Consider the following 16,019-nt stretch of genomic DNA (forward strand, 5'->3'; position numbering starts at 1 on the left):
ATTTCATCCTACTCTTGGTTGTCTCTAAAGTATCGCAGCATTTTTATTGCGAAGTTTTGTTCATTCGATAGATGTTCGTATGTATGTTTTGCTTGCATGAATTGGCTAAACCCTTCTAATTCTCGAGCACTTTCGTTGGACAATAATTTAAACCCCATTTTCCATTGCCCAAAGCTTCTTTGGGCAATGGGCTGATAGCCAATCCGGTTAATATTAGTATGGCGGTTGTCATTCTTGATATGATCGAATAGCTTCTTCACGTCGTTTTCGGTACCTTCAAGTACTTGGATAAAGCTGCCAAAGCCATCATAAAGTAACAAGCCAGTGATCTTATTGCGCGTATTATTTCGTCGAGAAACGGCCAGTAACTCTGCAAGCTGCTGCTCGTTAAAACGCTTCTGTGCTCGGCTTATATAAATTAATTCAACCATGTAAACCTCTTATTTTAACTATGATTAGCCGTTACTGAATGTGCATTAAAAGTCACCAAGTTGCTTAGGGGTAATAAAGCAGACTAAGTACTTTTCAGATAAATGAAATTTGTCATATGTATCTATGTGTATAAAGTTTTATGTTACAGTAATGCGTGTCTATTATTTTTATGTCCCCTAGACAAGCTTGGATGCAGAAATATTAAAGGTATAAAATATACACGCAAAAAGCCTCTACTATTATGACTGTGTGTTGTTTTAGTACTTTTACTGATGACGGTTCATTTTTCTATTCTTACTTGTTTATGAATAAATACGTTACCACCTCAATAAAAACATTTAAAATCAGTGGTTTGGTTTTTTCTGGGTTGTGCTAATTATAAAGATTTGATTAGTAAATTAGTTTAGTCATAAAACGAGATTACTGCCAAATTTAGTGTATTCATCAAGTAGCGTGTGAAGTGGGTAAACGATTAAAGAGTTAATGGATAAGAGCTTGGTTTTGTTAAGCGTGTTGGTCGTAGGGAAAGGCGGTAAAGGTGATATAAATTACTTGTGAGTAGGTCATTGTACACTGCGATTGCAAACGGTTTTTAACAGCGAGATGTCTGATAGTGGTTTGTATCCACCTTGATACAAACCAACCACAAATGGATACCCTATACAGAGTGCGAACCAGATAGAGTGTTTTATGAGCAAAAACACTCTCACAACAGGACACTCGCAATGAAAATCGCAATAAAAAAATCTCTCGTCGCCATTGTTGCTGCACAATTTATTGGCCTCACTGTTCATGCCGACCCGTTATGGCAACCGATTAATAAAGCAAAAAATACACCTACCAGTGAGGCACAAAGTACGCATCAGTTAAGTACGTCAGCTTTGCTAAGTCGATTGGCTGTTGAGGGGCCAAGCGAAGTAGCTGTACCGTTGCCGTCTGGTAAGCTGGTTACTTTCAAACTAACCCCTTCAGTTGTCATGGCGCCTGAACTTTCTCAAAAATACCCGCAAATACAAACATTTCATGGTGTACAAATTGATAACCCTGCTAATACAGGGCGTTTCGACATGAGCCCGAATGGGTTTTATGGGGTGTTTAATTTTCAGAATGAACGGGTATATATTGATCCGGTAAAAGGCACAGATGCAAGGCTTTATAGAAGTTACCGTGCAGCGGCGGCGCAAAGTGATGCAGCGCATATGACACGTGCGGTGCCACGCAAGAAACCGGGGCAATATCAAGCGAAAAATACGCTTCTTAATACGGCTGAGTTGCCAAACACCAGCATCGTATATCGCATTGCTTTTGCCACAACGGGAGAATATGCTGCATTTCATGGTGGGACCAAAGAGAAAACACTCGCGGCTATCGTCACCATGGTGAATCGCCTTAATGATGTTTATCATCGTGACTTAGCGATGACATTTGAACTGATTGCAGACAATGATAAATTGATTTATCTCGATGCCAGTAATGACCCCTTTAAAAATACAGATGAAGACATTGATAAATTGACAGAAGTTATCAATACAGCGGTTGGCGTGGATAGCTATGACATTGGTCATTTAGTGAGTACTGGTGGCGGGGGGCTCGCTGGTTTTGAAGTCGTTTGCACTGATTTAAAAGCTGAGGGGCTAACAGGGAGTGAGACGCCGACCAATGATGCGTTTCATATTGATTATGTGGCCCATGAAGTCGGGCATCAATTGGGGGCTGATCATACATTTAATGGCTCGTTAGGTGCCTGTGGCGGAGGAAATAGAGCCGACAATAGTGCCTATGAACCGGGCAGTGCGTCAACCATTATGGGCTATGCGGGAATTTGTGACGAACAAGATTTACAGGCAAATTCAGACCCCTTTTTCCATATTCATTCATTGGATCAAATGAATGCATTTAGTCGAATGAAAGAGGGGAAATCATGTGGTAAACACACTGAGCTGACTAACAACAAACCAGTAGTCAATGCTGGTCGTGATTATACGATTCCTGCCCGTACACCGTTTACATTAAATGGCAGTGCCACAGATGCGAATACAGATACATTGTCTTACTCATGGCAACAATTTAATTTGGGCGCAACATCATCAAGTAAAGTACAAGACAGTGAAGATGATGGTAAACGACCACTCTTTAGAGCGTTTAGCCCGATAACGTCAGCGAGTCGCACGTTGCCAAAAATGGTGGATATTTTGTCTGGCAATCTCAGCTACGGAGAAGCATATGCTACATCAACCCGTGATTTAGACTTTCGCCTAATTGTACGAGATGGTAAAGGTGGAGTAAGTGACGATGCCGTCAAAATTTCCGTCGTCGGTGGTGACAAGGGATTTAGCGTACTTTCACCTGATGGCAGTTCGAAATGGCAATCAAATACGCAACTTGTACAGTGGCATACGGCTAATTCAGACAAAGCGCCGGTCTCATGTGCACATGTTGATATTTTACTCTCTTTAGATTCTGGGTTGTCTTTTCCTATAACGCTCGCAAATCAAGTAGAGAATAATGGCCAATATGAAGTAAGCCTACAAGGTCAGCAAAGTGCTAAAGCGCGTGTGTTAATAAAGTGTAGTGACAATATCTTTTTTGCTGTCAACCAAGGGGATTTTACCATTAACTCAGGGCCGGTATCCCCAGTCAAACCACACATAACAGGACACAGTCCGCTACAGTTCAATGAAGATAGCAACTTAACACTCAAGGTCTCAGATATACAGTTCGCGACAGCGCAAACAATTGATAAATTGACATTATCACCAGGCGAAAACTATACCGTCAACAACCATAGTATCACGCCAAAGCAAGATTTTAATGGTGAGCTTAATATTGCTGTGACCGCGACACGTGGTCAATTAACGAGTGATGTATATATGCTTAAGGCGACAGTACTGGCCGTGAATGATGCGCCAATCGCGCAAGATGATGTGCGTACTTTGGAGCATGACCAGCAAGACTCTGCAATTGATGTACTTAGCAATGACACAGATGTTGATAATGATAGCCTTAAATTGACGTTAATCGATTATAAAGGCAAGGCGACGGTGAGTATTAAAAGTAACAAGTTAAGCTATACACCAGAAAAAGGCTTTTCGGGCACTGAACACATTATTTATACGGTGAGTGATGAACAAGGTGGGACTGCCACATCGACTCTAGCAGTGACAGTCAGCCCGGCTAAAAAGGCGGAAACGGGTAAGAATGAAGGGAAAAAGTCGTCGTCAGGCAGTGTGTCTTTGTGGTTGATATTTATCATGCTGTTAAGTTTCTCAACGCGTTACTATAAGGTGAAACATGATTAGAGTCATAGGTGCCCTACATATAATCATGTTGACAGGCTGTGCTATGCAGCCTGATACAGCATTACATAACACGACAGCAGCTGAACGTGTTTTGGCAGATGCCATTGAGCAGGCCAAAGCACGTGATGACACACGCTTACTTGCGATGCGCACCCGACGGCTGGTTATTCCGGGGTATGAGCATTTGGATGGTCATAAAATTAAGGCTCAGTGTGGCGTTAAATATCACAGAGAGAGTAAGGATACGTTAAAAGGTAATGATGATAGAAAGCAGCAACTTGCACAATATCAATTTGCCCGAGCATACAATTTGGCACTCTATCCTTATTGTTATTTAAGTCAGTAACCTACGGTGGGTAAGAGACATTTACCCACTGTTTTTATTTTTATCCAGTGGTAAGCTTTATGCTCAGCAGTCAATTAAAAGAACCGGGGTATTTGTACGTGCACAGAATTTTAATCATTGATGACGATACTGAATTAACGAATTTAATTAGTCAGTTTTTAACACAAAATGGCTACCATGTTGATGTTATTAATGATGGTAACCGAGCTGCTGAACGCGTTGAATTACTCTTACCTGATTTGATCATCTTAGACCTTATGCTGCCAGGGACTGATGGACTGAGTATTTGTAAAATGATTCGTCCACGTTTCACCGGCCCAATTATTATGCTGACCGCGCTTGTGGATGACATTGATGAAGTAACCGGGTTAGAAGTTGGCGCAGATGACTATTTATGTAAGCCACTAAAACCACGCGTTCTACTGGCTCATATTAGGGCACAATTACGACGTCAGTCTAACCTGAATGATGTTACTCAAGAATTAAAATTACTGTGTGACAATAAGCTTAAAATAGATACACGAAGTCGTCGCGTTACTTTTGATGAGCAGAATGTGGTTTTATCTAGTGCTGAATTTGACCTACTTATCGTATTAGCCGACTGTGCTGGTAGTATTATTTCTCGAGATGCGTTGCATCAAAAAATATTTAAACTAGCGTACGATGCCATGGATCGCTCTATAGATTTACGGGTATCGCGGTTGCGCAAGAAATTAGGTGATGATCCAAAACAACCAACTATTATTAAAACAATCAGAAATAAAGGCTATCTCCTTGCTCTTTAATATGAAGCACATACTGATTGGTATGTTAAGTGTGATCTTACTCAATATCCTCGTTGCAAGTTTGACTCAGACGCATTTGGTATACGCATTAGATAACATCATATTTGATCAATATGGTGCGTATCTCATAGAGGGGAATCGGCAAGTTCAGGGGATCATGACTTCCACATCAGATATTAATCTTGCAATATTAAAACTCAACAACCTATTCGAGATAGAGGCTTATACAGCGACTCTGTCAGAGTTTAATCAAGATGTTTATTTGATGGCGCAATTGAGTGAAACGGCTGTAAATTCCAGTTTTATTGATGTTGAAACGGCAAGTATTTATTATCGAATAGCGGGCGAAGAACTTTTAGTATTAGGCCCCATTGTATTTGAAAATACGTTAACACGACTGGCAGACTGGTTACTGTGGTTAATCGCCGCGGGGTTGAATTTATTGATTGCACTGCTGACTGTATGGAGAATTAATAACAAGTATGTTCAGATATCGACTCAAATCCAACGCTTACCGATCACCTTCAACGCAAAAAATGATGTGACGAGTGAGATTGATGAAATTGAGCAGCACTTATATTTAATACAGGCACAAACCCTAGAGCGGATCAATTTACAGCGAGATTTATTGCATGGAGTGGCGCATGAGTTTCGCAGTCCTATGGCAAGGATGCAGTTTGCACTCGATATGTTAGAGGATGCTCAACCAAGTGAAAAAGCCGAGCTGACGGCAACCATTCATAAGTCTTTACAGGGCTTAGATGACTTAGTGAAAGAGTTACTATATTACGCGAAGCTTAAAGATGGCAGTGCTTTATTGCACTTTACGCCCACTAACCTTTCAGAACTGATTGACGATGCCATTGCGGTTGTTTCAGGGTTTTATCCCCATGTGACGTTTGTAAATAGTGGTAAAAATATCACTCTTGATGCCGACAGCAATCTACTAAAACGATTATTGGTGAATATACTTCGTAATGCGGGTCGTTTCGCTCATGCCCAGTGTAACGTTACAATTTTGCGTTTACATTATGAGGTTAAAATTTATATCGAAGACGATGGAATTGGCATTCCACCGGGGAAAAGTGAGCGAATATTTGAGCCATTCACCAGACTCGATCCCAGTCGTTCTCGTGATTCAGGAGGGTGTGGGTTAGGGCTTGCTATTGCCCATTCTATTGCTCAATTGCATCGAGGCCATATCTTAGTTGAAGAGGCTCAGGGCAGTGAAAACGCATTGAGCGGTGCTTGTTTTAGTTTGACGCTGCCACTCACACAATCATAAAGTGCGTTATTAAATCGATTATTTGTGTAGAAGGAACTACACAGCACATTGGCCGCTATATTCTATTTGTTCATCTGAAAGCCCCCTTCAAAAGCGCATCTAAGACAAGCTGATACTTTTAGGCGGGTTATGCATTGCGTTTACCATAATGCGGTTGTTACAAATATTAAGTTTGCTTACATTTGTATTTTGCTTTGTGGTTTGTATTTCAATTAAGCTGAACTTTTCGTGTTGAAATTTAACTTAGCTAAAGGCAAGCGCAATGAAACGGAATTTTTATATATGCATTATTGTTATTATGTTGATACCGCTTATAGGGTGCGACGTAATGAATACGGTTAGTATGAAATGGGCCAATAATGGCATTACACCTACATGGTTAGGTAATCAAAGCAAAGCGGCGCTTAAGGTACGTTACATCGGCAATAAACCTCATGTTTATGCCAAAGTGAATGGCAAAGAGTTACTTTTTTTACTCGATACAGGTGCAAGCTTTACTATTTTGGATAGCACTGAAAAGGTTAAGTCACTGAACTTAACAATGGGTGATAAATTAGCTGTTGGTGGTTGGGGCGATGATGGGGCGACTTCAGCCCATAAAAGCCATATTGATCACATTGATTTCGGGTCGTTTAGCTTTCAAGATGTGAATATTGCGTATGTGCCTATTATAAAAAGTAAGTACTATCTACGTGCAGATGAAGCGGTGGTAGATGGGGTCATTGGCCATGATTTAATGCAACATTTCGCATGGACATTTGACCGAGAAACCGAAACCATCTTAGCGTCAGCAACACCTTATGTCGCACCAGTAAAAGCGCAAGCACTGCCGTTTAACCGGTTTCTAAGCAAAATCAGTGTTAATGCTCAGGCTGATTTTGGTGATGAGCTTAAGGTCACGGAACCTTTTATTATTGATACAGGGTCTAGGCATTACGTTAAATTAAGTGCGCTATATGTTGAAAATAATAAGATAGAAGTCGGGCCCACGGTAACCGCGTCAGATTTTGGCTTATCGGGCCAGATGATACATACACGTTTTGCTATGCCTGAGCTGCAATTAGGCAAGATTAAAATCCCGAGCGTTAAAACCAACTTAGTACCTAATGTAGATGAAGATGATTTGTGGGTGATTGGCAGTGCAATTTTTAAGAACTTTGTAACGACCATTGATTATCATACTGATACACTTTATTTGGAACAGAAGCGTCCAATTGCAGTGAGATATAACTTAATTGGTTTGGAATTACGAAAGATCCGCAGTGGCGAGTTTGTTGTACGTTATGTGATGCCAGATTTACCAACAGCGAATTTAGCTATTAACGTTGGAGATTTAATTACAAAGCTCAATGGAGTACAGGCAAAAGATATTACGCAAGAACACTGGTTAGACATTGCAGGGACCGCCGCAAAGCATACGGTTTGCTGGGTTAACGAAAAAGCCAATGAGACATGCCACATAATTCAAGCCAATGCGATATTTGGCTATTCATCTTAAGGCGAGCCTCTTTATTCTATCCGCGTATGATTGCAATTCATCATGCGCGGATAGATGCTGAGTACTCAGAGTGCTTAGCGCTCTTTACTTGTTCGCAAACCAAGGCCTCATTTTGTAAAGCGTGTTGTCCTTTAGAATAAACTTATGTCTCAGCGCGCCAGCAATATGCAAAATTACCAATGCGATTAGTGCTTTAACACAAGAAGCATGGACGAAACGCGCGGTATTAAATAAGTCTGTGTCATGACTGCCATTAAGCGCAATGCTGCCAAAAAGTTGTACTGGCAACTGATGGAAGTTGGCCGTGATGTAACCTGTAAGCGGTACTAACACCATGAGTGCGTATAAAGCATAATGGGTGAGCTGCGCGATGGTTACGAGTGTTGGCGGCTGCGCATGCTTTGGCTGCTGATGCTTTAAAATGAAACGTTTGCAAAGGCGTATCATTATTAACAAGGTGATGAAAGTACCTATGCTAGAGTGGCCTATCAGCATGACACTGCGGTCAGCGTCACTCATTTGTGGGTTAAAGCCGACTAATGCAAAGCACATGAGGATAATAAGCACGGCGGATAACCAATGCAGCAATTTATAAGACCAACTATAAGATGTCATTGTTCATCTCCAATTTAAAATAAACGGTTTAAGATTGATAGTTTAATTGATATTGTTATATAGATAATCAGGGTGAAAATTAAAAGACTGTTTTTATATATGAACAATGATTTAAACCAAATTCGTATTTTTTGCCAAGTGGCACAATTGCAAAGTTTTACTCAAGCCGCGGAATCGTTGGGTATTGAAAAGTCCACAGTCAGTAACAAAGTGAGTCAATTAGAGGCCCGCTTAGGGGTTAAGTTGTTGCAAAGAACCACGCGTTCGGTGAAATTAACCGATGAAGGAGCGCAGTATTTACAGTTTTGCCAACAGGCAATGCGCCAACTTGAGCTGGGTGAAGCACTCATTAGTGATATGCAGCAGCAAGCTGTGGGTCATTTACGCGTTGCGGTGCCTCAGAATTTTGCCGATGTTATGGCTGCGATGGTGGTTGTGCCTTTTTTATCTGAACACCCGAAAGTCACACTTGAAATGCAACAAGGCGCCCAGAATGTTGATCTTATTAAAGAGGGCTTTGATCTTGCTATTAGAGCCAGTTTTAGTGAAGTGGATGATTCGAGTTTAATTTATAGGAAAATTTATCAGTCTCAACGTATTTTTGTCGCGTCAGCTGAGCATGTGGCTAAATTTGGCAATGCAGCCAATATAAAGCAGTTGCGTGAGCAACCTTATATTGCAAGTTATGCTGGTGAGCGCAGTGATACATCATTTAATCAAGTGTATGTTGATGGCCGCTGGCATACATTGCAGGCACGTTTCACGGTCAACTCAATCGCAGCCATTGTTCAGTCGATGCAAGCTAATTTGGGTTTCGCTATTATGCCAATCACTATGGTGCGAAATAAGTTAGCATCGGGTGAGTTAGTACAAATTGCCCCTCAAGTAGAGTTGACGGACTCTGTCATTTATTTGGTCTACCCCAGTCGAAAAGGGCAACCTGCAAAGCTCAAAGCGTTTATTGATACTCTAGTGTGTTGGGGTGAGAAAATGATGCGGAAAAATCACCGGCGAGCAGATTAATTAACCTCAGATTTGGGTAAAGGTTTTGGAATAGAAAATGTTTTATTAACAAACTTACGTACAATTCAATGATGTTAATTTATAGGGCGCTGAATATAGGCGCCTGCAGCGCCTTAATTACTTTGTAGATATGGGACTGTAGATGCCACTTATAGCATGTTAGGCCATGGTTTAATCACTGTGGTTATGTGTCATAATATTCGTTTATATAAAAATACCGGTGATCGGATACCTTTTAAACCCGATTATGCTCAGTGGTATAATCAATATCAGGCCCTAGCGGGACTATTTGTGTTGGGTTTATCATGGTGTGACTGAAATAATAATGACGTTTTATATGATGAAAATCGACAGTGTCAGCAACCCCTGGATATTGATATAACGCACGAATGTAGTTTGCAATGTGTGGATATTGCTCCAGTTGACGTAGGTTACATTTAAAGTGACCAAAATATACGGCATCAAATCTAATCAGTGTTGTAAATAAGCGCCAGTCAGCCTCGGTGATAGTATCACCTGTTAAGTAGCGCTGCTGAGATAATTGTGTTTCAACCTTATCTAATGCTGAAAACAAATTATGGTAGGCAACTTGGTAAGCATCTTGGGTGGTGGCAAAGCCCGTTTTATAGACACCATTGTTTATGCTGTGATAAACCAAGTTATTCATTTCATCAATGGCTGCTCTTTTTGATTCAGGGTAGAAATCAAGTGTATTGTTAGTTATATCGTTAAATGCGGTATTAAACATGCGTATGATTTCAGATGACTCATTACTAACAATACAGCTTTGTTTTTTATCCCATAATACAGGCACTGTGACTCGGCCACTGTAATGTGCTGCATGGTGTGTATAAACTTGATGCATGTAATCAAAATTAAATAACTCATCACCACTGCTGTTTTTTGAGGTGTCAAAGGTCCAGCCATTTTCTAACATATCTGGACTAACGACTGACACAGAAATATGTGCTGTTAAGCCTTTTAAGGCCCTAAAAATGAGTGTGCGATGCGCCCACGGACACGCCAGAGAAACATATAAGTGATACCTACCAGATTCAGCTTTAAAGCCATTTCTACCCGATGGCCCAGCTTCACCATCATGGGTAACCCAATTACGTAACTGTGCTTCTTCACGCTCAAACTTTCCTTTACTTGTATTTGTGTCATACCAGCGGTTATGCCAAATGCCATCAACTAATAAACCCATAATATTGTCCTCTTTCCTGTTCTGATTTGATCAACTTTTTATTACAGCAACTCAAAGATTAATGCGGTTGTATCGCGATTACTTTGGTTATGGAATGTCAGTGTGTTTTCATCCGTGATTTTTGCGCCATCGCCTTCATAGAGCATGGTATGATTTATTCGTACCGTGCCTGCGATGATATGCACATAAATATTGTTGCCCATTGTTTTTTGAAAATCGAAGCTGTCAGTTGGTTTAACAATCAACTGATGTAGCTTTGCCGTTTGCTTAATTTGTAGGGTGTGGTTTTCTCCAGATGGGCTTGCAATGGTGCTTAAGCCATATGCACGACCAAAGTTTTTTTGTTGATAGCGTGGTGTATCCCCTGTTACATTTGGCGCTATCCAAATTTGTAAAAAACGTAATGGCTGGGTTTTTGAAGCGTTGTACTCGCTGTGGTATATCCCTTTTCCCGCCGACATTAATTGAAACTCTCCCGCTGATAACGTTTGAATATTGCCAGCACTGTCTTTGTGCTCTATAGCGCCTTCGAGTATATAGCTGATGATCTCCATATCGCGGTGGCCGTGGGAGTCAAACCCTGCGCCTGGGTGAACGATATCATCATTGATCACCCGCAGTGCTGAGAAACCCATATGGTTTGGATCGTAATAGTTTCCAAATGAAAAGGTATGTTTGCTATTGAGCCAGCCAAAGTTTGCGTTTCCTCTATCTTGTGATTTTCTGACACTTAACATGTTATCTCGCCTCTCAATACGTAATAAATATAGGCACTTAAGCGAATCGATTCGCCAAATGATTGTCTAAAGCGAGTTTACCGCTACCAGAAATAACCAAAGAAGCACTGGCAGCGAGTAACGCGAGCGCAAACTCATAACCGTTATTGCTCATAAATAGACCATGGGTCAAGTGCACAGCAAAGATGGCAACGAGCATTGTGATAGCGAGTACAGATGCCGCAGGACGAGTTAATAAACCAAGTAAGATGAATAACCCGCCGACGAATTCACTACAGCCAGCCAAAAGTGCCATTAGTAAGCCCGGCGCAAGACCTATTGATGCCATAAACCCTGCGGTTCCATCTAGCCCGTAGCCACCAAACCATCCGAATAGCTTTTGTCCGCCATGCGCCATAAAAATAACGCCCACAGGCAATCGAAGTGCGAATGACGCATAACTTGAGTGAGATGCAGTTAACGTTCTGAGTAATGTTTTCATTCTATTATCCTCAATTTTTTTAAATAAAGAGTGCAGCATGATTTATTCACCAAGTTGCTGTTTAAAGCCAGTATAGATATGGTAGTGTCAGTTAAAAATCGAAATGTTTTGAATTGTTAGTTCAAAAAAATTGAATGTTGATTTGTAAGAAGGTGATTATGTATCCGGCTATTACTATTGAGGCACTTAAAGCGCTTGACGCGATTGATAAAAAAGGGAGCTTTGCGGCGGCAGCCCAGTCTCTTTATAAAGTGCCTTCGGCGCTAACTTACACGATTAAAAAACTGGAAGAAGATATCGGCACTGCATTATTTGATCGTTCAAAGCAAAGAGCGGTACTCACTCCTGCAGGAAAGTTGGTATTGGCACATGGTCGAGATATATTGCAAGCGACAAATGAGATGGTAGATGCAGTTGCTCAGTTAGCATCAGGGTGGGAGCGACAATTACGGATTGCACGTGATACGGTGATCCCTCCAGATATTTTGTTTGAGTTATTGGCTGAATTCACTCAGCTACCACAAAGCGTTGATGTAACTTTGAGTGAAGAAGCCTTAGGGGGCGGTTGGGATGCTTTGCACAGTAAGCGGGCTGATATTGTCATTGGTGCATCAGGAGAGCTGCCAAAAGGGTTGTTTAATACGCATAAAATATCACAGGTGCATTTTGTGTTTGCCGTTGCATCACATCACCCACTAGCCAGTGTCAGCGAGGTGATTGATATTGAACATTTAAGGCAATATCCCTCGATTGTGGTTGCAGATAGTTCGCAAGTACTCCCGGCAAGAGACAGTGGTTGGTTTAACAGTAAACAAGTGATTCGAGTGAACAGCATGAGTGCAAAGTTAATGGCTCAATTACAGGGAATTGGTGTGGGGTTTTTACCACGGCATTTAGCTGACCCTTATTTAAAAGAGGGCACTTTGGTACAAAAAAAGTGTGCGATCCCTCGGCCAAATCAAGACTTATATATTGCTTGGAATAAAGGGCAAGAAGGTAACGCTTTAACGTGGTTTATACAGCGGCTTTGCCAGAGTGATTGGGCGTGCTAAGTCATTGCATTTGAAAATTAAAGACGCTTTTATTGTTTAGGTAATGTCATCGAAAAATTGAATCACAAAGAGTACACTGAGTATTAAAATAGCGCCCTATTGAGCGTGTAAATAAGTGCACTTGTAATGCGCTGTAATCGCACATTTCCTAAGCTGTGTAATTCTTTTACTTAATATTAATGTAAAGGAAGAGCGACATGAAAGCATATATTGACAGTAATTACCTCAGTATCTATCACGCACTGAGGACAAGATTATATCAAGCAAATGGTGTCTTTTTGTTGGTAGCGATGATGTTAGTAACCGTATTTTCATCGCTTGCGCAAGCTGCGAATTATCCAATGTCAACCCCAGCAAATGATGATGGGCAAGGTAACCTTATCTACTTAGATAGACATGCGTTAGATTGTGCAAACAATGTAATAAGTTCATTACGCTTGTTTAGACCATCAACGACGCAAATAGCGTATGCATATACGTGTACTGAAACAGGTGACATAGCTGGAGCTAGCACATATACGCCTGCAAATAGTGATGGTGCGGGCAATATCATTTATTTGGATCGACATACAGTCAATTGTGAAAACAAAGGGCTGCAATATTTACATTTAGAAAGACCAACGGGTAATACGGTTCAATATCACTATAAATGTGGTAGTAAAAGTTTAACGGATGTACAAGATTATTTTACGCCTGCAAATGCAGATGGCGGGGGCAATACGATTTACTTAGACAGGCATAATGTGAGCTGCCCAAACAATAAAGTACTGAGTTATTTAAAGTTAGAAAGACCCACAAGTAATACCATTCGATATCACTATAAATGCGGCACGTTTGATAACGGCGTAATTAACGGGTTTGTTGATGTCTTCGCGCCAGCTAACTGGAACATATCGGGTGTGGCTACAACCAATATGACGGCGGCAGCATTAACGGCATCAGTGAACTTTGGTGGTGGCGGTGTGACGGCGGCTATTACAATACCTGAGAAAGGACATATTAATTTTGATTGGGATATGACGCTCCATTCTGCAGGCCAATATGGCGATGTTATTAGGTACGTAATAAATGGTACTGCGTATGACTTATCTACAGCGGGAAGTGCCTCTGGTTCTGTTGCCAGTGTTGCTGTAGAAACAGGGGATGTATTTGAGTTTTTAACTTGGGGGACGACTCAGTCTTCAAGCTATAACGCAACGTTTGATAACTTTAGTTTTGTTCCCGAGAATCACATGTTAGCCCCGCAATGTGCTTTTTCAGGAGACAACCAAGGTCGCAATGATGTCGGTTTTTCAGGGCAAACATTCGTTTATCATAATACCAGTTATGGCTCAAATCGGTTTATGTGGGATGGTGTAAACAAAGGGGACGTACCAATTGGGACGAACTCTGTAACGGATACTCAGGGGAATGTATTTACATTCGGGGCTGAAGTATCACATCCATATGCTGATCTTTGGTATTATGAAATTTGCGTAAATATGCCTTGAGTTGCTTTGTTTATCGCAATAAATATTAGAGAAGTTTTAAAGGTATAAATAAAAGGGAAGGGTGAGCGACATTCTATGCTGTTCACCTTTCATTATTACCTGATCTTTATATAAGGTATGGCGTCACTGTAAGCATATGGTGCTATAACTGGCTGATTAGCAAGTGCACTAGCCTATCGCATATTCAATACTGTTCTCATACGATACATCACCTCTCTATTTCGTTAGTGAATGCATGTTAGTTTGCATGGATGTAATGCGTTGTAATTGGTTTGAGGTGCTTTTTGGCCTATCTTTTTCTAGTACTTATACCGTCACCAGCTTTATATGCCACGCACTTAGGGGGTTGTTTTAATGTGCAAGGACATTGGCTGGGTCATATAACCCCTCAATACTGTAAAGTTAGGGAGAGTAAAATGTCTAAGGAACCACAAGTATCTTCTGTTAAACCATATAAAGAGTGGCAAGAAAATCAACCGTCTGGGCCTCAGTTCGGAATATTATCAAAGCTGCATGGCACATGGGTGAATTGGAAAGATGGGCCAAGTGGCCTACACACAACCTGCATGCCTTCACCAGGGACTTCTTCAGAAACGATTTTCGGTGTTTTCCACTTTAAATCTCAACAGTACCGAGAACAACTCAAGTTCACACGGGTTAACGCGCCGGTTCGTAACCGCGGGGGATCTAACGAGCAGTTTAATGGTGCGCTAAAATATGAAACCGCGATCATCGATAATGACAATGCTTTGCAGCACTTTGAAAATGGCATGTATTTATGGCTAGGTGATAACACCATGCCTTGGCAAGAAGATAGCCCTTATCAAAACCCTCCGACTATGTTTAAGCATAGGTCGAGCGCTGAATCGGTGAAAACCGATGCCGCCGAGCCCGTAATGGGAGCTGGGGAGTTAGGGCCACAGTTCGTACCGCCACACTCAATTTCTCGCTCTGGGGTGATCCCCCATGGCACGACAATTCATTTAACCGGTCAGGTAGCGCAAAGCAGTGATGAGGGCATAGCACCAGACATTGGTGCGCTGTGGGAACAGCAGTATTTATCCATATCGCCAACGATGGGAATGGATCCAGCGCGAGATTTAATCGCAGGGTCGCGTGAAAAACCTAAGTGGACCGCTCTCCCACGAGAAGATCAAGAGGGCGGAGGGGTTAATAGTGCTCGCGCTTATTTTCAGCGTATTTTTAATTATGATCAATTTGGTGCCAAATACCCCTATACCGTGCAACCTAACCTGCTGTTAACTGATGCTAATACAAATTTGAAATTTAAAAGATTCGACTTGATTGAGCTAGATTCGCAACATGACACCGGAGTACAAGGGGCAACGGTGAATAATGTGATGATAGAACGCTATTGCCGAGTTGCTAGAATGCGGCACCGTATGTGGCTAGAAGAAATCGAAGTTAAGGGCAAAGATGGCAAGATAAAGGTGATTGATCAACTGCAATACGAGCAAATAGTGGATTTTGAGTTTATGTTTGGGTCAAGTGGTGGCACGACATTATGGCCGCATATTCAAGTCAATACGTTACGTAGAGTGGAAGATATTCCGCTTGATGAGCAGCTCCCTGCTATTAAACTTCCTGAAGAAGAAGATAAAGCCACTGATGGGGCACCAGAACCTGTAGTACGTCACATGAAACACACACTCGACTAATGCGCATTTGAGCCCAGAGTATGGATGGGGTCGCCGTTGCAATATGCTGAGCTGGTTGTTTGGTGATTGATGTTGAACATGAATATCAAT

General features: G+C 41.4%; 14 protein-coding genes. 9 read left to right on the top strand and 5 right to left on the bottom strand.

The genetic code is table 11. From position 1 onward, the window contains the following. Positions 1-8: 8 nt before the first annotated feature. On the bottom strand, positions 9-431 hold the full coding sequence (locus tag PAUR_RS03525; RefSeq protein WP_192506434.1) for a BLUF domain-containing protein: 423 nt from the start codon (positions 429-431) through the stop codon (positions 9-11). A gap of 726 nt (positions 432-1,157) precedes the next feature. Between PAUR_RS03525 and PAUR_RS03530 the strand changes: the two genes are divergently transcribed. From PAUR_RS03530 to PAUR_RS03550, 5 genes are all read left to right on the top strand, one after another. Continuing rightward, on the top strand, positions 1,158-3,731 hold the full coding sequence (locus tag PAUR_RS03530) for a reprolysin-like metallopeptidase (RefSeq protein WP_192506435.1): 2,574 nt from the start codon (positions 1,158-1,160) through the stop codon (positions 3,729-3,731). Continuing rightward, positions 3,724-4,077 (top strand): hypothetical protein, encoded by a 354-nt coding sequence (locus tag PAUR_RS03535; RefSeq protein WP_192506436.1) that lies wholly within the window; start codon positions 3,724-3,726, stop codon positions 4,075-4,077. Before PAUR_RS03530 ends, PAUR_RS03535 begins: the two co-directional genes overlap by 8 nt. Before the next feature lie 98 nt (positions 4,078-4,175). Then, positions 4,176-4,862 carry a response regulator gene (locus PAUR_RS03540; RefSeq protein WP_318782593.1) on the top strand — a complete coding sequence of 229 codons (687 nt, stop codon included), beginning with the start codon at positions 4,176-4,178 and terminating at the stop codon, positions 4,860-4,862. A 1-nt stretch (position 4,863) separates the two neighbouring features. Further along, a complete protein-coding gene (locus tag PAUR_RS03545) occupies positions 4,864-6,147 on the top strand; it encodes a sensor histidine kinase (RefSeq protein WP_192506438.1) in 1,284 nt (427 codons plus the stop codon). Between the two features lie 328 nt (positions 6,148-6,475). Continuing rightward, on the top strand, positions 6,476-7,645 hold the full coding sequence (locus tag PAUR_RS03550) for an aspartyl protease family protein (RefSeq protein WP_192506439.1): 1,170 nt from the start codon (positions 6,476-6,478) through the stop codon (positions 7,643-7,645). Between the two features lie 84 nt (positions 7,646-7,729). Here the strand turns inward: PAUR_RS03550 and PAUR_RS03555 are convergent, their stop codons facing one another. Next, on the bottom strand, positions 7,730-8,260 hold the full coding sequence (locus PAUR_RS03555; RefSeq protein WP_192506440.1) for a cytochrome b: 531 nt from the start codon (positions 8,258-8,260) through the stop codon (positions 7,730-7,732). 99 nt (positions 8,261-8,359) lie between these two features. Between PAUR_RS03555 and PAUR_RS03560 the strand changes: the two genes are divergently transcribed. Next, positions 8,360-9,283, top strand: coding sequence for a LysR family transcriptional regulator (locus tag PAUR_RS03560; protein WP_192506441.1), 924 nt, complete (start codon positions 8,360-8,362; stop codon positions 9,281-9,283). Positions 9,284-9,518: 235 nt separating this feature from the next. On the opposite strand, the gene PAUR_RS03565 is transcribed toward PAUR_RS03560, so the two are convergent. The 3 genes from PAUR_RS03565 to PAUR_RS03575 are packed head-to-tail and all read right to left on the bottom strand — an operon-like array spanning position 9,519 to position 11,708. Beyond that, positions 9,519-10,490, bottom strand: a complete 972-nt coding sequence (locus PAUR_RS03565) for a glutathione S-transferase family protein (RefSeq protein WP_192506442.1) — start codon at positions 10,488-10,490, stop codon at positions 9,519-9,521. A gap of 41 nt (positions 10,491-10,531) precedes the next feature. Further along, positions 10,532-11,227: a pirin family protein gene (locus PAUR_RS03570; RefSeq protein WP_192506443.1), complete on the bottom strand. Its 696-nt coding sequence runs from the start codon at positions 11,225-11,227 to the stop codon at positions 10,532-10,534. Positions 11,228-11,264: 37 nt separating this feature from the next. Further along, entirely contained in the window at positions 11,265-11,708 is a 444-nt protein-coding gene (locus PAUR_RS03575) for a DoxX family protein (RefSeq protein WP_192506444.1), read from the bottom strand. 158 nt (positions 11,709-11,866) lie between these two features. Here PAUR_RS03575 and PAUR_RS03580 point away from each other — a divergent pair, with 158 nt between their 5' ends. The 3 genes from PAUR_RS03580 (at position 11,867) to PAUR_RS03590 (ending at position 15,929) form a co-directional block, all read left to right on the top strand. Continuing rightward, positions 11,867-12,760 (top strand): LysR family transcriptional regulator, encoded by an 894-nt coding sequence (locus PAUR_RS03580; RefSeq protein ID WP_192506445.1) that lies wholly within the window; start codon positions 11,867-11,869, stop codon positions 12,758-12,760. 197 nt (positions 12,761-12,957) lie between these two features. Continuing rightward, the gene (locus PAUR_RS03585) at positions 12,958-14,250 is read left to right on the top strand and encodes a hypothetical protein (RefSeq protein ID WP_192506446.1); all 1,293 of its coding nucleotides are present in this window, start codon (positions 12,958-12,960) and stop codon (positions 14,248-14,250) included. A gap of 416 nt (positions 14,251-14,666) precedes the next feature. Continuing rightward, entirely contained in the window at positions 14,667-15,929 is a 1,263-nt protein-coding gene (locus PAUR_RS03590) for a peroxidase, FMP-type (protein WP_192506447.1), read from the top strand. Positions 15,930-16,019: the final 90 nt, after the last annotated feature.

Source organism: Pseudoalteromonas aurantia 208 (assembly GCF_014858725.1).
Lineage (GTDB): Bacteria > Pseudomonadota > Gammaproteobacteria > Enterobacterales > Alteromonadaceae > Pseudoalteromonas > Pseudoalteromonas aurantia.

What these genes read in the sequence shown, in the direction of transcription:
- PAUR_RS03525 (WP_192506434.1), bottom strand. Translation starts at nt 431, where the DNA reads ATGGTTGAATTAATTTATATAAGCCGAGCACAGAAGCGTTTTAACGAG.
- PAUR_RS03530 (WP_192506435.1), top strand. Translation starts at nt 1,158, where the DNA reads ATGAAAATCGCAATAAAAAAATCTCTCGTCGCCATTGTTGCTGCACAA.
- PAUR_RS03535 (WP_192506436.1), top strand. Translation starts at nt 3,724, where the DNA reads ATGATTAGAGTCATAGGTGCCCTACATATAATCATGTTGACAGGCTGT.
- PAUR_RS03545 (WP_192506438.1), top strand. Translation starts at nt 4,864, where the DNA reads ATGAAGCACATACTGATTGGTATGTTAAGTGTGATCTTACTCAATATC.
- PAUR_RS03550 (WP_192506439.1), top strand. Translation starts at nt 6,476, where the DNA reads ATGAATACGGTTAGTATGAAATGGGCCAATAATGGCATTACACCTACA.
- PAUR_RS03555 (WP_192506440.1), bottom strand. Translation starts at nt 8,260, where the DNA reads ATGACATCTTATAGTTGGTCTTATAAATTGCTGCATTGGTTATCCGCC.
- PAUR_RS03560 (WP_192506441.1), top strand. Translation starts at nt 8,360, where the DNA reads ATGAACAATGATTTAAACCAAATTCGTATTTTTTGCCAAGTGGCACAA.
- PAUR_RS03565 (WP_192506442.1), bottom strand. Translation starts at nt 10,490, where the DNA reads ATGGGTTTATTAGTTGATGGCATTTGGCATAACCGCTGGTATGACACA.
- PAUR_RS03570 (WP_192506443.1), bottom strand. Translation starts at nt 11,227, where the DNA reads ATGTTAAGTGTCAGAAAATCACAAGATAGAGGAAACGCAAACTTTGGC.
- PAUR_RS03575 (WP_192506444.1), bottom strand. Translation starts at nt 11,708, where the DNA reads ATGAAAACATTACTCAGAACGTTAACTGCATCTCACTCAAGTTATGCG.
- PAUR_RS03580 (WP_192506445.1), top strand. Translation starts at nt 11,867, where the DNA reads ATGTATCCGGCTATTACTATTGAGGCACTTAAAGCGCTTGACGCGATT.
- PAUR_RS03585 (WP_192506446.1), top strand. Translation starts at nt 12,958, where the DNA reads ATGAAAGCATATATTGACAGTAATTACCTCAGTATCTATCACGCACTG.
- PAUR_RS03590 (WP_192506447.1), top strand. Translation starts at nt 14,667, where the DNA reads ATGTCTAAGGAACCACAAGTATCTTCTGTTAAACCATATAAAGAGTGG.